This window comes from Campylobacter concisus (assembly GCF_002912425.1).
GTDB classification, from domain to species: Bacteria; Campylobacterota; Campylobacteria; order Campylobacterales; family Campylobacteraceae; genus Campylobacter_A; species Campylobacter_A concisus_AH.
In genome coordinates, this window is record NZ_POYR01000061.1 from 37,426 (window position 1) to 56,409 (window position 18,984).

19 protein-coding genes are annotated in these 18,984 nt (G+C 40.3%); 11 read left to right on the forward strand and 8 right to left on the reverse strand.

Going from position 1 to position 18,984, the window contains the following annotated elements; all coding sequences use genetic code 11:
• Position 1 precedes the first annotated feature (1 nt).
• From CYP84_RS03800 to CYP84_RS03820, 5 genes are read left to right on the forward strand one after another with little or no spacing between them, the layout of a single operon-like run.
• Positions 2–187: a hypothetical protein gene (locus tag CYP84_RS03800; protein ID WP_021084005.1), complete on the forward strand. Its 186-nt coding sequence runs from the start codon at positions 2–4 to the stop codon at positions 185–187.
• Complete coding sequence (locus tag CYP84_RS03805; protein WP_103636729.1) at positions 177–1,286, forward strand: ABC transporter permease; 1,110 nt, start codon at positions 177–179, stop codon at positions 1,284–1,286. The genes CYP84_RS03800 and CYP84_RS03805 overlap by 11 nt, the downstream gene beginning before the upstream one ends.
• The gene (locus tag CYP84_RS03810) at positions 1,283–1,951 is read left to right on the forward strand and encodes an ABC transporter ATP-binding protein (RefSeq protein ID WP_103636730.1); all 669 of its coding nucleotides are present in this window, start codon (positions 1,283–1,285) and stop codon (positions 1,949–1,951) included. The genes CYP84_RS03805 and CYP84_RS03810 overlap by 4 nt, the downstream gene beginning before the upstream one ends.
• Complete coding sequence (locus tag CYP84_RS03815) at positions 1,948–2,901, forward strand: hypothetical protein (protein ID WP_103636731.1); 954 nt, start codon at positions 1,948–1,950, stop codon at positions 2,899–2,901. Before CYP84_RS03810 ends, CYP84_RS03815 begins: the two co-directional genes overlap by 4 nt.
• On the forward strand, positions 2,898–3,407 hold the full coding sequence (locus CYP84_RS03820) for a hypothetical protein (RefSeq protein ID WP_103636732.1): 510 nt from the start codon (positions 2,898–2,900) through the stop codon (positions 3,405–3,407). Before CYP84_RS03815 ends, CYP84_RS03820 begins: the two co-directional genes overlap by 4 nt.
• A 10-nt stretch (positions 3,408–3,417) precedes the next feature.
• Here the strand turns inward: CYP84_RS03820 and CYP84_RS03825 are convergent, their stop codons facing one another.
• The 7 genes from CYP84_RS03825 to rsmA all read right to left on the reverse strand — a co-directional run bounded on the left by CYP84_RS03825 (position 3,418) and on the right by rsmA (position 9,737).
• On the reverse strand, positions 3,418–3,915 hold the full coding sequence (locus CYP84_RS03825) for a tetratricopeptide repeat protein (protein WP_180996375.1): 498 nt from the start codon (positions 3,913–3,915) through the stop codon (positions 3,418–3,420).
• On the reverse strand, positions 3,878–4,012 hold the full coding sequence (locus tag CYP84_RS10995; RefSeq protein ID WP_258033888.1) for a hypothetical protein: 135 nt from the start codon (positions 4,010–4,012) through the stop codon (positions 3,878–3,880). The genes CYP84_RS03825 and CYP84_RS10995 overlap by 38 nt, the downstream gene beginning before the upstream one ends.
• 236 nt (positions 4,013–4,248) lie before the next feature.
• The gene (locus CYP84_RS03830; RefSeq protein ID WP_103636734.1) at positions 4,249–4,980 is read right to left on the reverse strand and encodes a tetratricopeptide repeat protein; all 732 of its coding nucleotides are present in this window, start codon (positions 4,978–4,980) and stop codon (positions 4,249–4,251) included.
• A gap of 57 nt (positions 4,981–5,037) precedes the next feature.
• Positions 5,038–5,811 (reverse strand): pseudouridine synthase, encoded by a 774-nt coding sequence (locus CYP84_RS03835; RefSeq protein WP_103567106.1) that lies wholly within the window; start codon positions 5,809–5,811, stop codon positions 5,038–5,040.
• A 1-nt stretch (position 5,812) separates the two neighbouring features.
• Positions 5,813–6,766 (reverse strand): KpsF/GutQ family sugar-phosphate isomerase, encoded by a 954-nt coding sequence (locus CYP84_RS03840; RefSeq protein WP_103567107.1) that lies wholly within the window; start codon positions 6,764–6,766, stop codon positions 5,813–5,815.
• Between the two features lie 9 nt (positions 6,767–6,775).
• Positions 6,776–8,929, reverse strand: coding sequence for a ribonuclease J (locus CYP84_RS03845; protein ID WP_180996376.1), 2,154 nt, complete (start codon positions 8,927–8,929; stop codon positions 6,776–6,778).
• Positions 8,895–9,737, reverse strand: coding sequence for a 16S rRNA (adenine(1518)-N(6)/adenine(1519)-N(6))-dimethyltransferase RsmA (rsmA, locus tag CYP84_RS03850; protein ID WP_103636741.1), 843 nt, complete (start codon positions 9,735–9,737; stop codon positions 8,895–8,897). The genes CYP84_RS03845 and rsmA overlap by 35 nt, the downstream gene beginning before the upstream one ends.
• A 106-nt stretch (positions 9,738–9,843) precedes the next feature.
• Here rsmA and CYP84_RS03855 point away from each other — a divergent pair, with 106 nt between their 5' ends.
• Genes CYP84_RS03855 through rlmN form a run of 4 tightly spaced genes read left to right on the forward strand, consistent with a single transcriptional unit; the run spans position 9,844 to position 15,702 of the window.
• The gene (locus CYP84_RS03855) at positions 9,844–13,122 is read left to right on the forward strand and encodes a DEAD/DEAH box helicase (protein ID WP_103636735.1); all 3,279 of its coding nucleotides are present in this window, start codon (positions 9,844–9,846) and stop codon (positions 13,120–13,122) included.
• Between the two features lie 2 nt (positions 13,123–13,124).
• Positions 13,125–13,880: an imidazole glycerol phosphate synthase subunit HisF gene (gene hisF / locus CYP84_RS03860; protein ID WP_103636736.1), complete on the forward strand. Its 756-nt coding sequence runs from the start codon at positions 13,125–13,127 to the stop codon at positions 13,878–13,880.
• Positions 13,880–14,560: a purine-nucleoside phosphorylase gene (locus tag CYP84_RS03865; RefSeq protein ID WP_103636737.1), complete on the forward strand. Its 681-nt coding sequence runs from the start codon at positions 13,880–13,882 to the stop codon at positions 14,558–14,560. The genes hisF and CYP84_RS03865 overlap by 1 nt, the downstream gene beginning before the upstream one ends.
• A complete protein-coding gene (gene rlmN / locus CYP84_RS03870; RefSeq protein WP_103636738.1) occupies positions 14,557–15,702 on the forward strand; it encodes a 23S rRNA (adenine(2503)-C(2))-methyltransferase RlmN in 1,146 nt (381 codons plus the stop codon). The genes CYP84_RS03865 and rlmN overlap by 4 nt, the downstream gene beginning before the upstream one ends.
• Before the next feature lie 295 nt (positions 15,703–15,997).
• Here rlmN and CYP84_RS03875 read toward each other — a convergent pair whose 3' ends face one another.
• Entirely contained in the window at positions 15,998–16,921 is a 924-nt protein-coding gene (locus CYP84_RS03875; protein WP_103636739.1) for a pseudouridine synthase family protein, read from the reverse strand.
• A 187-nt stretch (positions 16,922–17,108) separates the two neighbouring features.
• On the opposite strand from CYP84_RS03875, the gene purB reads away from it, so the two are divergent.
• Positions 17,109–18,437 (forward strand): adenylosuccinate lyase, encoded by a 1,329-nt coding sequence (gene purB / locus CYP84_RS03880; protein WP_103636740.1) that lies wholly within the window; start codon positions 17,109–17,111, stop codon positions 18,435–18,437.
• A gap of 64 nt (positions 18,438–18,501) precedes the next feature.
• The coding region (locus CYP84_RS03885; RefSeq protein WP_219809657.1) for a hypothetical protein at positions 18,502–18,984 on the forward strand (483 nt) is incomplete at its 3' end.

Consider the following 18,984-nt stretch of genomic DNA (forward strand, 5'->3'; position numbering starts at 1 on the left):
AGTGAAATTTCTAGCATTTTTGGCGTTATTTTTTGGACTCTCTTACACGCTTTTAGCGGCGCACTACCTTAGCTTTGACCACAAAGCAAAGCAAGATGAGCTAAGAGAAATTTCAAAGATAACAAGGGCAAATTTAGCTTCTAGCTTTAGCCTAAAAGAGCAAAAGGGCTTTGTCTATGATAAGTAGAAATTTCATAAACTACGCCGTGATCTTGCTCTTTAAAGACAAAAAGGATCATCTTTTTAGCTTTTGCCTCTTTGCGCTCATTATCTTTGTGCTAAGCTCGGTGCTTTTCATCTCTGGCTCTATCCAACATGATCTTATAAACTTAGTAAAAGATAGATCAAGCATCGTTGTTAGCGCCTTTCGTGCTGGTAAAAGAGACCTCATGCACCCTGGCTACATCTACGATATCTCAAAGATCGATGGCGTGGCTGACGTTAGGGGTGTGGCGGATGGAGAGTACTACTTCGTGCAAAAGCGCGTCTGGTTTCATCTATATGAGGATGATAGCTTGAAAGAAGACGAGATGATCGTTGGCGAGGGCGTAAAAGCAGCTATGAACGAGCTTTACTACGATGAGAGCTTTAACTTCTTAACAGAAGAGCGCATGATACCAGTAAAGATATTAAAAACCATGCCAAAACAAAGCGCTCTGGTCTCAAATAATGCGATATTTTTACACCCAAAAACCTTGCGAGCTATCTTAAATTTAAAAGATGAAGAGTACACAAAACTTTATGTCGATGTGCCAAATAGCGAAGAGATCAGCCAAGTGGCCTTAAAGATAGAAAATTTATATCCAAACTCATTTGCGCTTAGCATAGAAGACGAGGTGGCAAACATTAGGCATCTTTACTACTATAAGGGCGGAATTTTTATGAGCATTTATGTTAGCGTTATGCTCATTTTTTTCGTGCTGCTTAAAAATCAAATTTCACTTGCCTATGGCAGTAAAAAGCGTGAGATAGCCATTTTGCGAAGTATCGGCTTTAGTATAAAAGAGATCATATTTTTAAAATTTATACAAAATTTCATCGTTAGCGTTAGCGCCTTTTTGCTTGGCGTTATGTTAGCTTATCTCTTTGTATTTGTTTTAAATGCTCCTTTTTTAAAGGGGATATTTTTAGGCAATGAGCTTTTAAATTTTACAAATTTCACGCCTATTTTGGAGTTTGATAAGCTCTTTTTGATCTTTGTCTTTGGCGTCATACCATTTTTGGCATTTGTCCTTATCCCATCGTGGCGTGTGGCGTGTGGTGACATAAATGAGGGGCTAAAATGATAAACATTAGAGGCGTTAGCCTAGTCTATAACCAAGGCAAACAAAAAGAGTTTTGCGCTCTAAAAAATATAAATTTAGATGTTAATAACGGCGAGTTAGTGATACTAAAAGGCGTTAGCGGAAGTGGTAAAAGCACCCTGCTCTCGCTCATAGCCCTACTCCAAAAGCCAACTAGTGGGGAGATTTTGATAGACGGCACTAACATAGCAAAGCTGCCTGACGCATTTTGCTCCGAGTTTAGGCACAAAAGGCTTGGGCTTGTCTTTCAAAATTTTAACCTCATCGAGGGCTTAAGCGTCTATGAAAATTTGTTAGCTCCGTTTGCTCTAACAAATTTCAAGGCAAATGTGCGTGACGAGATGATAAAAAAGGCTCTTGAACTTGCAAACATCTCTCACAAAAGAGATGAAAACGTATCAAATTTAAGCGGTGGCGAGCGCCAAAGATGTGCGGTGGCTAGGGCTTTATCAATGGACGCTGATATTATTTTGGCTGATGAGCCAACGGCAAATTTAGATAGGCAAAATTCGTGTGCATTTTTAGGCCTACTTGAGTCATTTAAAGAGCTTAAAAAAAGCGTCATAGTCGCCACTCACGATAGCATTTTTGACGAGCTGGGCGCCACAGATAGAGTAGTTAGCTTGCAAAACGGAGAGATAGTATGAGCGTATTTTTATCAAACGCTGTTATCGCCTTTTTGTTAGCGGAGTTTGTGCTGTTAGCTTTGATGAGTATTTCGCTATTTTATGTCGTGAGGATCATGAGATCGTGGGACTATAACGCGCTAACATCGCTTCAATACTCACTTGAAAAGCAAAACTACCTTGTAAATACGATCTTGCTCTTTAGCGTCTGCACAAAGATCGTTTTGTTTATATTTTTCGCACTTTGTCTAAATGAGCTCTCTGACATCGTGCCAGGGGCTATGTGCTCGGCTGGCGTGATCGGCTCAAATAAATTTGGCGGCATCTTGATGCTCACTAAAATTTTGCTGATATTTGGGCTTGGCATATGGCTAGTTATAAATAAACTCGACTTACAGGCTCTAAATTTCCCATATCTAAAGAAAAAATATGCCATTTTCATCTGCCTTTTTGTGATGATATTGATTGAACTTGGCATAGAAATTTCGTTTTTTTATAACATCCCACTAAAAGTGCCAGTCTTTTGCTGCTCGGTCACTTTTCAAGCTCCAAAGCTCCCTTTTGGCTATACAAATTTTGGCTTAGTAAGTGCCTTTTTTGTGCTATTTTTTGTCATTTTGGCGCTAAATTTCTTAAAGCAAAGTATGGCAAGCTTTGTGGCAAATTTGCTATTTTTGGTGCTTAGCTACTACGCTATCACCTACTTTTTTGGTCTTTATGTTTATGAGCAGCCAAATCACAAGTGCCCATACTGCATGCTAAGAAGCGACTATTTTTACGTTGGCTACCTTATCTGGGGCAGTTTGTTTTTGGGTGTTTTTTACGGACTTATGCCATATCTTGTGGAGATCATCACAAAGACAAACTACTCGCACAAGCTCAATTTTTCATCGATCTGGCTGAGTGTTTGCGTGCTGATCTGCTTGCTTTACGTGCTCAAATACTATTTGTTAAGAGGATTTTTATTTTGATAAAGCAAATTTTTTCTCTTTGTTTGTTGGCTCTAGTCTTAGCCGTACTCGCCTATAATGCCGACATAAGCGACGATAAAATTTTAGTTTCACATAGCGATAAATCAGAGCCGATCGAGGTGCTCACGCCAAATAAATATATATGTTATGAGAGCAGGACGCTCATCGCTGATAACAACGACACAGCTCAGGCGATCATGCCAAATGGCGACATCTACTTTTTTAACGACATCACAAATTCTTTCATCTGGTATATGGCGCAAAAGAGTAAAGATAAGATCAAGTTATATGTCTATTCAAGAGATACAAACCGCTACATCCTAGCGCAAGATGCCTGGTACTCGAGGGTCGATATAACGCCGATGGGATACGGCATAGGGGCGTATGAGTTTCACACTTACGGCATAAACGACAACTACTTTAAAGAGGTCTTGCTCTACGCAGCACGCGGCGAAACGCTGCTAAATCCATACATAAACATCCTACTTTCAGAAAATAAGATATAAATTTACGAAGTTAGTCGATTTGTTTTAGATGATTGATAGTTTTACTCATAGTTTTAAGTATGATCTCAATCTTTTCATCATTATCATCTGTGGCATTGCTATCAATCATTTTGTTAAGATAGTCGCACCCATCTTGAAAACCTAGAGTGCAAGCTTTAAAAACGTATTTTTTTGCCAAGTGATAGTCCTGCCTTACGCCTTTGCCTAGCGCATATAAGGCACCTAAGTTATGGCAAGCTTCGGCGATGTCTCCGTCGCAAGCCTTTTTATATAGCTCGGTAGCCTTGCTATAGTCTTGTTCTACCCCTTGACCTTTTATATATAAAACACCTAAATTTAGACAGCTGCCGACAAATCCACCATCGCATGATCGTTTATATAGCTCGGCTGCTTTGTTATAGTCTTGTTTTACGCCTTTGGCATCCTCGTATAAAAAGCCTAAATTATGACAAGCACGGGCGACATTATCGTCACAAGCTTTTTTGCCATTGCTTGGCAGCTTTATCAAACTCGCCCTTATCGTAGGCCTCAAGCCCAAGCTTAAAAGGATCCTCGCAAAAGCCAGTAGTTAGTAAGATCACGGATAAAAGAATAATCTTTTTCATCTCTTCTTCATATTTGTAAATTTTACTTGCCTCTTTGTTAGAGAAGCAAGCCTGATGTTAGTGTATAAATTTCACACCTATTGTATAAACGACAACTACTCTAAAGAGGTTTTTGCTCTACGCAGCACGCGGCGAAACGCTGCTAAATCCATATATAAACATCCTACTTTCAGAAAATAAGATATAAATTTATGAAGCTCTAAATTTGCTAGAACCCTGTTGGATTATTTTTAGTATTAAAGGCCTTTTTCGTTTAACTTTTTATAAACGTCACACCCTGGTTGAAGCCCTAATTCGCAAGCTTTATAAAAATATTCTTTTGCTATGTGGTAGTCTTGTTTTGCGCCTTTGCCTTTTAGATAAAAAGCTCCTAAATTAAAACAACCGCGATTGTATCCATTATTGCAAGCTTTTTCATATAATTCTGCTGATTTACTGTAGTCTTGTTTTACACCTTGACCAATATTGTATAAAATCCCTAAATTGTAACAGCTAGTGCTATATTTGTCACCGCAAGCTTTTTGCCATAATTGAGCTGCTTTATAATAGTCTTTCTCTACACCCAGACCATTTACATATAAAACTCCCAAATTATGGTAGGCTTGGGCAACATTGCCATCACAAGCTTTTTTGTATAGTTTGGCAGCTTTGGTATAGTCTTGCTCTACTCCTTGTCCTCTTTCATAAAAACCACCTAGATTATAGCAACCAGTAGCATCTTTACTATCACAAGCGTGTTTATACAAGGCGGCTGCTTTATTATAGTCCTGTGCCACACCTTGACCGTTTTCATATAAAGTTCCTAAATTAGTGCAACTATCAATATCCCCACCATTACAACCTCTTTGCCATTGTTTGGCGGCTTTATCAAACTCGCCCTTATCGTAAGCCTCAAGCCCAAGCTCAAAAAGATCCTTAGAAAAGCTGGTAGTAAGTAAGATCAGAGATAAAAGAACAATCTTTTTCAATTTTTCTTCATTTTTATAAATTTAATTTGCCTCTTCGTTAGAGAAACAAGCCTGATGTTAGTATCTAATGTTATTAACTTTTAAAAAGTCTCTTAGGTCTTCGTATTCGCTGTTTTCGAAGTAGCGCCATTTGCCAGGCTTTAGCATATCAAGGCTAACACGCCCAAAACTAACACGTTTTAGATCCATCACTTCAAGATCAAAGTAGCCAAAGAAGCGACGAAGCTCCCTATTTTGACCCTCATTGATGATGACCTTTAGTTTTGTGTAACCACCGCTTGAGCCAAAGACTTTGTAGGCTAGAAATGGCTTAAATTCCATTGATTTTATAGTTGTTTTTGCGTGAGCGCCTTTGGTGGCGTCCTTGGCGAAAAAGCCATTTGTCATAGCTTCTATCACCTCTTTTGTTACCTCGCCTTTTACTTTTAGGTAGTATTCGCGCTCTAAGTCGCTATTCATTAGCGCTGTGGCGATCGCTGGGGCGTCAGTTAGCAAAAGTAGCCCCTCACTTGCATAGTCTAAGCGCCCTACGCTAACAAATTTGGCAAATTTCTTATCTAACGTGTCATATATCGTCTTTCGTCCGCGGTCATCTTTCTTACTAACTAGCTCACCCTTTTGTTTGTGATAAATGATAACAGTAAATTCCTTCTTTAGCTTTATCAAACGGCCATTTATACGTACTTTGTCATCTTCATCCACGCTTGTAGCAAGGTCGCTAACCACACGTCCTGCTATGCTAACCTTGCCAGCTTTTATCAGCTCATCTGCCTCACGGCGTGAGTAGTTTGTGTTATGTGAAATAAATTTATTTAGTCTTGTTTTTTCCATTTTATAGTCCTAAATTTGCAAGGTCATGGATGTGTAAAACGCCTACGGGCACGCCATTTTCTACGACGGCTAGAAGCTGAATTTTATACTTTTCTATGAGGGCTAACGCATCTACTGCTAACATCTCTTTGTTATCTATCTCTTTTGGATGCAAGGTTGCAAATTTCATCGCTGGCTCTTCTAGGTCAAAGTCCTCTCTCATAAGTGCACGCCTAAGATCGCCGTCACTTAAAAGGGCGTCTAGCACGCCATCTTTATCAACGATAAGAACCGTGCCAAGCTTGCCATGCGTCATCGTATCGATCGCGCTTTTTAGGCTTGCATCCCAGCGGACTATCGGTAAATTTTCGCTTCTCATCACATCTTTAACCTTCAAAAATAGCCTCTTGCCAAGGCTACCACCTGGATGAAAATTTGCAAAGTCCTCTTTTTTAAAGCCTCTCTTTTGCATCAAACAAACAGCTAATGCATCGCCAAGAGCTAGCGTTAGCGTGGTTGATGCTGTTGGAGCAGCATTTAGTGGGCAGGCCTCTTTTTCTACATTTATATCTATAAAAGCATCGCTAAATTTACCAAGTGAGCTTGTTTTGCTCCTTGCCATGGCGATGATTTTCACGCCAAAGCGCTTTACATGAGGCAAAATTTTGACAAGCTCATCGCTCTCGCCACTAAAGCTAATGGCTAACAAAATATCGTCCTTTTCTATCATGCCTAGATCTCCATGCATAGCCTCTGTTGGGTGCAAGAAAAAGCTTGGCGTGCCAGTGCTTGCAAGCGTGGCAGCGATCTTTGCGCCCACGTGACCGCTCTTGCCCACGCCTGTTACTATGACTTTGCCCTTTGCGTTAAATATCAAATTTACAGCATCTTCTATCTCTACGCTTTTAGCGTGTCTTAAAAGCTCGTTTGCTTCTATCTCTAAAACTTCAGCGGCGATTTGGTTCATTGTCTGCATAAATTTCCCTTACATTAGATAGATGATCGGCACGATAGTTGGGTACTTTTTGACCTTTCTAAAGATGTGCTTTCTGATCACTTGGCGCACTTGTGACTCGAGTAGTCTGCTATCTTTCAAAAGCTCCTCTTTTACGTTGCTTAAGTATTGCTCCAAAACGCCCTCCATCTCTTTTCTAAACTCAGCGTCTTGCTTGTCACCCACAAGGCCGTAGCTGATGACGCGAGGCTTGTTGATGAGCTTTGCGCCGTGGCGTGAAATTTGAGCGATTATCATGACGACACCTGCTTCAGCGAGATTTTGTCTGTCTATGACGACGTCGTCTGCGATTTGTTTATTTATTTGATTATCTATGAAGACTTTGCCGGTTTTTACCGTTTTTACACGTTTTAGGTACTTTTGACAAACCTCCATCTGATCGCCGTCGCTCATTAGATAGATATTTCGCTCATCCACACCACAGCTAATGGCTGTCTCTTTGTGCTTTGCGATGTGGTTATATTCGCCGTGCACTGGCAAGAAAAATTTTGGTTTTATGAGGCGAAGCATCAGCTTTTGCTCTTCTTGTGCTGCGTGGCCGCTGACGTGGATCTCACTAAAGTCTTGGTAAGCGACGCTCGCACCTGATTTTAGTAAGAAATTTAGCACCGTTGAGACGCTATTTTCATTACCTGGGATAGCTTTTGAGCTGATTATGATCTGATCGCTTGGCTTTATCTTTATATATTTGTGCTCATCTGTTGCCATGCGGTAAAGCGCGCTCATAGTCTCGCCCTGAGAGCCAGTGGTGACGATAAGCACCTCGTCATCTTTAAATTTACCAACCTCGTTTGCATCGATAAAAATTTTCTTATCAAGCTTGATGTAGCCAAGCTCCATCGCAGTGTATAAATTTCGCTCCATTGATCTGCCGATGACACAGACTTTGCGGTTGTATTTTAGCCCCCACTCGATCGCTTGATAGACGCGGTGGATGTTTGAGCTAAATGTACTCATTATTACGCGCCCTTTTGCTTTTGAAAATATCGCGTCAAAGGTCTTGCCAACGCTACTTTCACTCTTTGTAAAGCCCTCTTTATAGCTGTTTGTGCTATCGCTTAATAGACAAAGCACGCCACGCTCGCCATAGTACGCTAGTCTGCCAAGATCTGTTGGGTAGCCGTCTATCGGCGTGTGGTCGATTTTAAAGTCGCCTGTGTGGATGATAGTGCCTGCCTTTGTCGTGATAGCAAGTGCTGAGGCGTCGATGATAGAGTGCGTTATATGTATCCACTCGACCTCAAAGTCGCCTATAAGATATGGCTTTCTCTTTTCTACTGAGCGAAAGAGTGAGCGCTCTTGTTTTAGGCCGTGCTCTTCAAATTTATTATTTATCATACCAAGCGGAAGCGGTGTGGCGTAGATAGGAAATTTAAACTCTTTGTAAAAATAAGGCACCGCGCCGATGTGATCCTCGTGTGCGTGGGTGATGATGACGCCTTTTATCTTATCTTTTATCTTGCGAACGTAGTCAAAGTCTGGGATAAGGATATCCACGCCGTGCATGCTCTCGCTTGGAAAGCTCATGCCGATATCAACGATGATGGCGCTGGTTTCTGTTTCAAATATCGTCATATTGCCGCCGATCTCGCCAAGACCACCAAGTGGTGTTATGCGAATTTTATGCTCGCTTGAATTTAGATATTTTAGTGGCTCAAGTCTTAGCTCGTGAGTGGCTTTGTTTGCCTCCATAGCGCTTGCGATATCTTGCTGCCATTGCTCGTTGCCATTTAGCTTTGCGGGTAAATTTTTCTTTGGTTTTTTAGCCTTTTTTGGCTTCTCTTTTTGCTCTTTTGCCTCGTTTTTGGCTTCAGCTTTTGGCTCTTGTTTTGGCTTTTCTTTTTGCTGTTTTTGCTCTTTTGGTTTATTGTTTTCGCCAGTTTTTGCTTGATTTTTACTATTTTTTGGTTTTTTTGGGCGAGGATTTTGACTTTTTGGCTCAGCGTGAGTTTCGCTTTCGGCCTGCTCTGCTGCAAAGAAGTTATCTATCACGCTTTTGCTTGCTAGTGAGGTCTGCTCGGTAGTTTCGCCCTCTTGTTTTGGCTTATTTTTTGGTCTAAATCTTCGTCTTTTGTTGTTTTTACTTTGGTTAGTTACAACTTTCTCTTCGTTTTTGTCGTTCATTATCTTCCTTTAATCTTTCAAATACTTTTAGATAAGAATCGACATCTAGCTCGTGTGGACGTAAATTTTGAGCTAAGCCTAGGTCTTCAAAAATTTCTTCTAACGCCTTTTTGTCAAAATTTGTGGATAAATTTTTCAAAAGCGTCTTTCTTGGCGAAGCAAACGCAGCTCTTAAAAATGTTTTAAAAGCCTCGTATTGTTTTGCATCTTTGAAAATCCCGTCTTTGCCAAAAATCTTTGTTGTTTTTTGTAGTTTGATGACTGAAGATGTGACCTTTGGAGGTGGGTTGAAAAGCTTTGCATCCACGTCAAACAAAAGCTCACACCTGCCTTGAAGTGAAGCGAGGATCGATAAAGCGCTAAATTCTTTATCCTTGCTCTTTGCACTAAATTTAAGAGCAACCTCTTTTTGTATCATCACAATAAGCCCAAGGCATTTTTTATCATCTATCGCATTTAGTATCATCTTCGTAGCAACGTAATAGGGCAAATTTGCGACTAAAAAGTAGTTCTGGCTACTTAGTCCGCCCTCTTGCTGCCACTGCTCTAAAGCATCTTTACAAAAAAGTTTTAATTGTCCATTTTGGATCTCATTTGCAAATTTGACCTTTAAAATTTGAAACAGCTCACAATCTATCTCAAAAGAGGTCGTCTTATAAATTTGCAAAAGTCTAAATGTCAAATCACCTAAGCCAGGCCCAATCTCAACGACGTTTTCTACGTCCTTGGGTATCGCTTGGATGATCTTATCTAGTGTCGCTTTGTCTTGTAAAAAATTCTGTCCAAAGTGCTTTTTTGCCTTTATCATAGCCGCGATATTAGCCAAAAATTACTTATACAATGATTACAAGTTTAGTTTAATCATATATAAAATGGACTATAATCACTAAATAACAACAAAATAAGGCGCAAATTTGAGTAGGGCAAATACCTTAAAATACTTTTTATTATCACAATATTTAGAGCCAAAAACCTTAGACGAGCCAAAAAAGACAAATAGCAAATTTAAAAAATCAATGGACCTTGATATCGCAAATTTCGATGAGAAATTTATGCAAATTTTAAGGGCATTTGATAGGTCACTTTTAAAAAATGGTGTAGAAATTTCTATTTATGGCGGCATTTTTGAGACTGATCTGCTCGCCCTTGCGATATCAAAGCTAGCAAAGGTGAAATTTGAAAAAGAGCAAATTTTAGAGGAGCTACGCTCTGAGCAAACGAGCTTTGAAAAGGCATTTTGTTATAAACTTAAGCTCTCTGGCGATCTACTCTTTTGCAAAAATGAGCAAAATTTTGCTCTAAAAGATGTAAATTTAGATGATGAGCTAAGCCCATTTTTCACGCCAAACTCATCAAATGAGCTTTTCATCCCAACGGCTCCTTGGGCGATGGTGCGGCTAAATCACCTAAAAGAGATCAGTCAAAACGACTTTAACAAAGAGTGTGAGCACATCAAGGATAAAATTTCTATCCACAAAGAGAAAATGAAGCTTAGCGACTATGTAAAAGCAGTCCATGAGGAGCTAAAAAACTCGCTAAAGACGCCATTTTGCAAAGACGTGATCAGGCTTGAAGTAAGGATCGCTGACCCAAATTTTAAAGAGAACGACGCCCTTTTAAATAGTTTTTTTATAGATGATATAAATTTGCTTATCAAATTTTACGAGTCAGGCAGGACGCATGAGCTAACGGATCAGTTTTTAGACGAGGGCGGTGAGAATAAATTTGAGCGGCTTGACGTTAGAGATGAGATAAATCAAAGGGCGGTTAGGGATTTTTTTAAGGCTGAGCGCTACCCAAGATCGGCTTTTGCGAGTGATTTTGCACTAAATTTCTCACAGCAAATGGCGCTAAATAACATCATAGAGAAATTTAAAGAAGGTAACGGCGGGATTTATAGCGTAAATGGCGCTCCAGGCACTGGTAAAACGACACTTTTAAAGGACGTGATGGCTGAGGTTGTCACGCTTAGGGCGATGAAGCTCGCACAAATGAGCAGACATGATATCTTTGAGCCAGTTTATGACAGTGACGAAAAGGCGCTTTATTTTAGGCTAAATGACGAGCTGCAGGGCTTCGAGATGGTCGTTAGCTCTTGTAACAACGGCGCGGTTGAGATTTTGAGCAAAGAGCTAAGCCAGCTAAAGAGCATAGGTGATTATGCGGGCGAGATTGATTATTTTAAATTTATAGCCACAAGGCTGCTCTCGGCTGATGAAAAGAGTGAATTTGGCGAGAAGTCCTTTATCTCAAAGCCAGCTTGGGGGCTATTTTGCGTGGCGCTTGGCTCAAAGCAAAACAAGTCAAATTTCGTTTTTAACGCAATTAATGGCGTAAAGATCGAGGCTACTCACAGCCAGTATGACAAGATCACAAAAGAGTATGGCGAGTTTTTGGAGCAAGATGGCTTTTTGATGGGGCTTGGCAAATATCTGGCAGTTGGCGAAGGAGTTGATGACTACGACGAGGCAAAGGAGAAATTTAACCTCGCGCTTCACGAGGTAAATTTACTTTTTAGTGAGATCAGGATCAAAGAAGAGGAGCTAAAGAGCCTTAAAACAGAGCTAGCTGACGTCGATAGAAGGCTAGAGAGCTATAACTCAGCCAAGCAGATAGATGAGCTTTTATCTCCGCTTGAGAGCGAGTTTGCTAGCGTTAGTGGCGAGCTTGAAGATAAAAAGGCTGAATTTAGCGAGCTAACAAGGCTTGTTAGTCAAAATGAGGCCTTGCAGGGGTATTTAAACACACCAGAAAAGCCGCCATTTTTTCTCTTTCAGCAGATTTTTAAGACAGAGGCCTTTGAAAAGTATAATGACGAGGCGCTAAAGGTTGGCGAGATAAACCGCCAGATAGCTGAGCAAAATTTAAAAGCTAGTAAGCAAAATGGCGAGAGCAAAGAGAAAAATGAGGCAAGGCTAAATGAGCTAAAAAGCGATATAGCAGGGCAGCAGAGCAGGGCTGCAGAGCTAAATACTAAGATAAATCTTTACAAAAGGCTACAAAGCGACTTTGCTAGACGCCAAAAGATACTTGGCAGGAGTGAGGAGCTAGATAGTTATCTAAACGGCAGCTTTGGCGAGAGCAACGAAGAGATGCAAAAGAGTATGCCATTTATGATGGAATTTGGCATAGATGAGAAATTTCACAAGACAAAGCTTTTTAAGGCTAGGATAGAACTTTTTAAAGAGGCGCTAAATTTGCATAAGGCGGCTATTTTTGCCTGCAAAGAGGCTGTTAGGACAAATTTACGTGCCCTTAGCGTTATCTTTAACGATGAAAAGATGGCTGAGAAAAACGGCTTAGAGGCAAAGCATAGACGCGAGATCATCAAGGGGCTCTTCTTGCTAACGCCAGTTGTTAGCTCGACTTTTGCCTCGTTTAATAACACCTTTAAAGAGCTTTTAAATGGTGATATAGGGATACTTTTGATAGACGAAGCAGGACAGGCAAATTTAACTAACGCGTTAGGCGCCTTGCTTCGCTCAAAGATGGCCGTGGTGGTTGGCGACCCGCTTCAGCTTGAACCAGTCGTAACACTACCAGTTAGTTTAAATAACGCTATCCTTAGCTACTGCGAGGCAAAAGAGGAGTTTAACTTGCTTAGATCCTCTGTGCAACTAAGAGCCGACAAAGCGCAAAATATCGGCACATATATAAAAGGCAGTGGCGAGAGTATCTGGGTCGGCTCGCCACTGATCGTGCATAGAAGGTGCGCTAACCCTATGTTTGAGATCTCAAACGAGACTACATACGATGATATGATGATACTTGGCAGAAGTGCAGCTAGTAAATTTGTAAACACTAACGTGCAAACAAAGTGGATAGATGTTAGAAGCGAGGAGTGGATAGGAAACTACAACAAAGCCGAGGGCGAGGTGGTTAAAGAGCTCTTGGCAGGCGAGCTAGCTGATGAGAAAAATAACATCAGGATAATAACGCCATTTAAAGATGTTTGTAGAAATTTAAAAGGTACTGGCACTATCCACACGATGCAGGGCAAAGAGGCTGATGTTATCGTATTTGTGTTAGGTGGAGCTACAAAGGGCGCTAGAGCGTGGGCTGCTAGCAAACCAAATCTGCTAAATGTGGCGCTAACAAGGGCAAAAGAGGTTATTTATATAGTTGGAAACCGAGAAAATTGGGCTAGTTTGCCTTACTTTGAGGTGGCAGCTAGAAAGATAGACAAAGGATAAATTTGAATCATTTTGCAAAACGCATAATCCCATGCCTCGACGTAAAAGATGGCAGGGTCGTAAAAGGTGTAAATTTTGTTGGACTTGTCGATGCTGGAGACCCAGTCGAGATAGCTAAAAGATACAACGACGAGGGTGCTGACGAGCTTTGCTTTTTGGATATCACAGCCTCTCACCTTGGCCGTGATACGATAGTTGATGTGGTAAAAAAGGTCGCAAGCAAGCTTTTTATACCCCTAACCGTTGGCGGTGGCATACGCACGATCGATGATATCTCGCGCCTTTTAAATGCGGGCTGCGATAAGGTGAGCCTAAACTCATCGGCGATAAAAGATCCAAATTTGATCGACGAAGCGGCTAAGAAATTTGGCTCGCAGTGCGTCGTCGTAGCGATCGACGCCAAAAAGATCGAAAATGGTTATAGTGTTTTTATAAATGGCGGCAGGATCGATACGAAAAAAGATGCCTTTGCTTGGGCAAAAGAGGTCGAGTCGCGCGGAGCAGGGGAAATTTTGCTAACGTCTATGGATAATGACGGCGTCAAACAGGGCTTTAGCTTGGAGCTAACAAAGATCTTTAGTGCGCTTTCTATACCGACTATCGCAAGTGGGGGTGCAGGGAAAATGGAGCATTTTAAAGATGCTTTTGAGGCCGGGGCTGATGCGTGCCTTGCTGCTTCGATATTTCACTTTGGCGAGATCGAGATAAAAAAGCTAAAAGAGTATCTTAAGACAAACGGCGTTGAGGTTAGACTTTGATGTTAGTTATCTCAGCTGGTAAAAATGAAATTTTTGACTTTGCCTTGCCGATGGGGGTGGGGCTAGTCGATATGGCGATAAATTTGACAAAGTTTTTGCAAAAAAGATCATGTGTGGGAGCAGATGAAAAGAGTATAAATTTAAAGAATATTGACCCACATTATCTTGCAAAGATCGAGGCTAAATTTGCAAACTCATCAAACCCAGAGCTGCAAAATTTATGCCAAAATTTATCAAAAAATCCTGAGCCAAATTTATATCAGATGCCAGAAAAGATAGTTTTTGTTGGTTCAGCTGGTCTATATAAAGATGGTGAAATTTTGCAAATTTATGAAAGCTCGGTTGGGGCAAATGTTGAAATTTCTAGCATAGAAAATAGATCTTATTCGCCTATCGAGTGTGAAATTTCTTCTATCGTTTCACGTGGAACTATCAAAACAAATTCATCAAATTTCATAACGACAGATAAAAATTTGGCTCATAAAATGTTTGAAAAGGGCTATTTTTTAGAAAATATGGAGTTTTTTTCTGTCTTAAAAGTGGCTCAAATTTTTAAAATTCCAGCTTATGGAATTTTTGTAGCGACAAATTTTTGCGATGAAAATGCGCATGCTGATTTTATAAAAAATCACGCAAAAGCCAAAGAGCTACTAACAAAATATGTAAAGGAAAATATGTGAAAAATTTGCTTGATCTTAGCATTGAAGAGTTAAAAGAGCTGGTCTCTCCCTCTTTTAGAGCGACGCAAATTTATGAGTGGGTTTACAAAAAAAATGCTACGGAATTTAGCCAAATGCTAAATTTGCCAAAAGATATGCGTCAGGATCTAGCCGAGAAATTTTACCTTGATCCTTTAAAATGTGTGAAATTTGAGCAAAGTAGCGACGGCTCGATCAAGTATCTTTTCGAGTTAAAAGATGGGCTAAAGATAGAGAGCGTTTTGCTGCCGATGAAAGAGGAGATCAGCGACGAGGATGGTAAGGTTAGTCGCCATGCTCGTTACACTGTTTGTGTTAGTTCGCAAGTCGGCTGTAAAATGGGCTGTGCTTTTTGCCTAACAGCAAAGGGCGGCCTTGTTAGAAATTTGACTGCTGGCGAGATCGTGGGACAAATTTTGTGGATAAAAAGAGAGAATAACATACCATATGAGAGGCGCATAAATGTCGTTTATATGGGTATGGGCGAACCGCTTGATAACCTTGCTAACGTTAGTAAAGCGATCAAAATTTTAGCTCTTAATGAGGGTCTAGCCATATCGCCACGCCGCCAAACCGTTTCAACTAGCGGCCTTGGTAGTCAGATAAAAAAGCTTGGCGAGATGGACCTTGGTGTCTTGCTGGCCATATCGCTACATGCTGTTACTAACGAGCTTAGAAGTCGCCTGATGCCAATAAATAAGGCGTATAATATCGAGGCTGTTATGGACGCTGTTAGGGGATTTCCTATCGATATGAGAAAGCGTGTGATGTTTGAATACCTTGTTATTAAAGACCTAAACGATAGTGTTAGTGATGCGAAAAAGCTGGTTAAACTGCTGCATGGTATCAAGGCAAAAGTAAATTTGATCTACTTTAACCCGCATGAAGGTAGTGAATTTGGACGGCCTGAGCTTGCTAGCATGCTAAAATTTCAAGAATATCTAAGGGATCATGGTGTCACTTGCACGATCAGACAGAGCAAAGGGCTTGATATAAGTGCTGCTTGTGGACAGCTAAAACAGCGAAATGAAAATCCTAAATTCAGAGCTAACGTTAGCGATAAGAGTGCAGCTAAAACAGAAGAAAAACCAACTAACGATAAAACTAACGTGAGTAAAAAATGACAGCTCTTGATATCTCTGAGATAATTTTTATAGTGCTGGTTGCTAGCGCTGGGCTTGGGCTGATCCTAAAAGTTTTGAAAGAGGAAAATAAAACTTTAAAATAAATTCTAAAAATTTGGCATGAAATTTTGTGAGTGGAAAACAAAAACGCAAAGTCGATTGCCAAAATTTAAATCACAATGTGGCGACACTAAAAATCTAATTCTATCTTTTAATGGAAATTCTATGTCAAATTTAAAAGCAAAATTAGGAAAAATTTTTATAGATTATTTTTGCTAGAAAAACTTTTTGAAATTTAAATAGTTTGATTATTTGCTTTTTTTGCAAATTTATAAAACTCACTTTCGGCGTCAAATTTGCTTTTTATGGTGTAAAAAATTTCATCAAATTTAAATGAAATTTCGTCCGAGTGAAGCAAGAGCCTTTTTGCACCAGTTAAATTTATCCGTTTACTCTCACTCATCTCTTTGTCTAAAATTTTCTCGATCTGCGGACGTGACAAACCATAAAGTGGTTCGCCAAGGATCTTGTGTTTCACATGAAACAAATGCAACCTAATTTGATGTTGCCTGCCAGTGAGTGGGATGGCTCGAATTAAAGTCGTATTGATATCGTCAAAATACTTTATCGGCAAAATTTTAGTCACCGCACTTTTCCCATTTTCACAAATTTGCATTCGCATTTTCACATCGTCGTAGTTGTTCGCTAGATTCATTTTGGCATCGATCGTAAATTCTCGCTCGATCTTGCCTTGCACCATCGCGACATAGCTTTTAGAAACCTCTCTGTTTTCAAAGATTTTCTTTAGTTTTATCGTGGAATTTCTATCTTTTCCCACGACTATTACGCCGCTTGTTTCAAAGTCCAGCCTATGTGCGACACTAGCATTTCGTCCAAAAAGTGTGTAAATTTCATCATTTAGCGAGTAGTCGCAGTGCCTGCCATTTGGGTGGCTGAGCACGCCACTTGGCTTGTCAAAAACTGCAAAGCTCTCACACTCAAAGATCGGCTTAAGCCCCTTTGGCTCCGCCTCATAGTCGATCAAAAATACATCACCAGACAAAACGGCATTTTTTTCGCTCACGACACTGCCGCCACAGATCAGCCTGCCTTTATCGATGAGGCGCTGGGTTTGGCTCATGTTAAAGCCATTTTGGAGTAAAATTTCATAAGCTTTTTGATGATCTGCAGTGGTGATAAATTTATTTACATAGGGCAAAAATGATCCTTTTGAAAAATGAGCGAGCTATCTTAAGCCCAAATTTATAAGCGTATAACCGACATTTCAGCCCGGATTTTATATAATCAAAACTTAAATTTAGGAAAATTACACGATGTGATTTCTGGCCCAAAAAGCCAAATTTATACTTTCAGGACAAAAGCAAACTAACACAAAAGGTTCAACAATGGTCGAAAGATACTCACGCAAAGAGATGGCTGAAAAGTGGAGCATACAAGCAAAATACGACGCTTGGCTCAAGGTAGAAAAAGCTGCTGTTAAAGCTTGGAATAAGCTCGGCTTCATAAGTGACAGCGACTGCGAGAAAATTTGCAAAAACGCTAAATTTGAAGTGGCTCGCATCGACGAGATAGAAAAGACGACAAAGCACGACGTCATCGCATTTTTGACAAGCGTCAGCGAGAGCCTTGGCGATGAGAGCAGGTTCGTACACTACGGCATGACCTCAAGCGACTGCATCGACACGGCCGTCGCGCTTCAGATGAAAGAGAGCTTGGAGCTCATCATAAGTGACGTCGAGGAGTTTATGCAGGCGGTCAAAGATAGGGCAAACGAGCACAAGCACACGCTCATGGTCGGCAGAAGCCACGGCATCCACGGCGAGCCGATAACTTTTGGCCTAGTGCTTGCCATCTGGTACGACGAGATCGCAAGGGCGCTTAAGCTCATCAAAGACGCAAAAGATACGATCAGCTATGGCAAACTATCAGGCGCTATGGGAAATTTAGCCCACGCTCCGATGGAATTTGAAGAGCTAACATGCGAGGAGCTTGGTCTTAAAGCTGCCCCAGCGTCAAATCAAGTGATCCAGCGTGACCGCTACGCCCACGTGGTGAGCGCTATCGCAGTGCTTGCCTCCACTTGCGAGAAGATCGCAGTCGCCGTTAGACACTACCAAAGGACCGAGGTTTATGAGGCGGAGGAGTATTTTAGCCCAGGACAAAAAGGCTCAAGCGCCATGCCGCACAAGCGCAACCCAGTTCTTAGTGAAAACATCACTGGCCTTTGCAGGGTGCTACGCTCATACGTCACACCAGCGCTTGAAAACGTCGCCCTTTGGCACGAGCGCGACATCAGTCATAGCTCGGTTGAGAGATTTATCCTGCCAGACATGTTTATCACGGCTGATTTTATGCTGGTTCGCATCAAAAATTTGATAGCAAATTTAGTCGTCTATCCAGAAAATATGATGAAAAATTTAAATTTAACAGGCGGTTTGGTATTTTCGCAACGTGTGCTTTTACAGCTGCCACAGCGTGGAATTTCTAGAGAGGACGCCTACAAGATCGTTCAGCGCAACGCCATGAAGGTCTGGGCGGACTTGCAAGAGGGTAAAAAAGCGATCGACGAGCAAGGCCACAGCCTATTTTTACAAAATTTGCTAAACGACGAGGACCTAACTAAGAGCCTTAGCAAAGACGAGATCAAAGAGTGCTTTGACTACAACTACTACACTAAAAATGTAGATAGAATTTTTAAGAGAGTGTTTGGATAATGATTAAGTGTAGATATGATACGTTTTTAAATTTATTGCATAAATTAGTTTTAAGAGAGCTTGCTTGACATCATCGGAAACATCAGATAGATTTAATTTAGCCAATGAAAAACTAAAAGAAATTTTTGGCGATGATAATGTTAGTTGGTCTATTCCATTAAATGACGGTGGAGACAAACAAAAACATATTATAAAACAAGTTTGCCAAATAGATGTACTAGATAATAAAGTATTGCAAGATATTTTAACACAACACAATATAGAATTTAAAAATTGTGAATTTGGATTTTTAAATATAAACGATTTCAAAAATATAGAATTTGATAATTGTAAAATTGAAATGTTTGACTCTAATACATCTAATGTAAATATAAAAGAAAAATTAATTTTTACAGAGTGCGAATTCTATTCAAAAACATATAATATAAACTTTGCTTCAACAAATTTTAAAAAGATTACCTTTAAAAAGTGTACTTTTAAATCAGATATAAATATAAAGAATGCTAAATTTCAAAAATTTACCTTTATAAAGTGCAATGTTTTTGGT

Coding starts and splice junctions, on each gene's coding strand:
- CYP84_RS03805 (WP_103636729.1), top strand. CDS start 177: ATGATAAGTAGAAATTTCATAAACTACGCCGTGATCTTGCTCTTTAAA.
- CYP84_RS03810 (WP_103636730.1), top strand. CDS start 1,283: ATGATAAACATTAGAGGCGTTAGCCTAGTCTATAACCAAGGCAAACAA.
- CYP84_RS03815 (WP_103636731.1), top strand. CDS start 1,948: ATGAGCGTATTTTTATCAAACGCTGTTATCGCCTTTTTGTTAGCGGAG.
- CYP84_RS10995 (WP_258033888.1), bottom strand. CDS start 4,012: ATGAAAAAGATTATTCTTTTATCCGTGATCTTACTAACTACTGGCTTT.
- CYP84_RS03835 (WP_103567106.1), bottom strand. CDS start 5,811: ATGGAAAAAACAAGACTAAATAAATTTATTTCACATAACACAAACTAC.
- CYP84_RS03840 (WP_103567107.1), bottom strand. CDS start 6,766: ATGCAGACAATGAACCAAATCGCCGCTGAAGTTTTAGAGATAGAAGCA.
- CYP84_RS03845 (WP_180996376.1), bottom strand. CDS start 8,929: ATGAACGACAAAAACGAAGAGAAAGTTGTAACTAACCAAAGTAAAAAC.
- rsmA (WP_103636741.1), bottom strand. CDS start 9,737: ATGATAAAGGCAAAAAAGCACTTTGGACAGAATTTTTTACAAGACAAA.
- CYP84_RS03865 (WP_103636737.1), top strand. CDS start 13,880: ATGTTAGTTATCTCAGCTGGTAAAAATGAAATTTTTGACTTTGCCTTG.
- purB (WP_103636740.1), top strand. CDS start 17,109: ATGGTCGAAAGATACTCACGCAAAGAGATGGCTGAAAAGTGGAGCATA.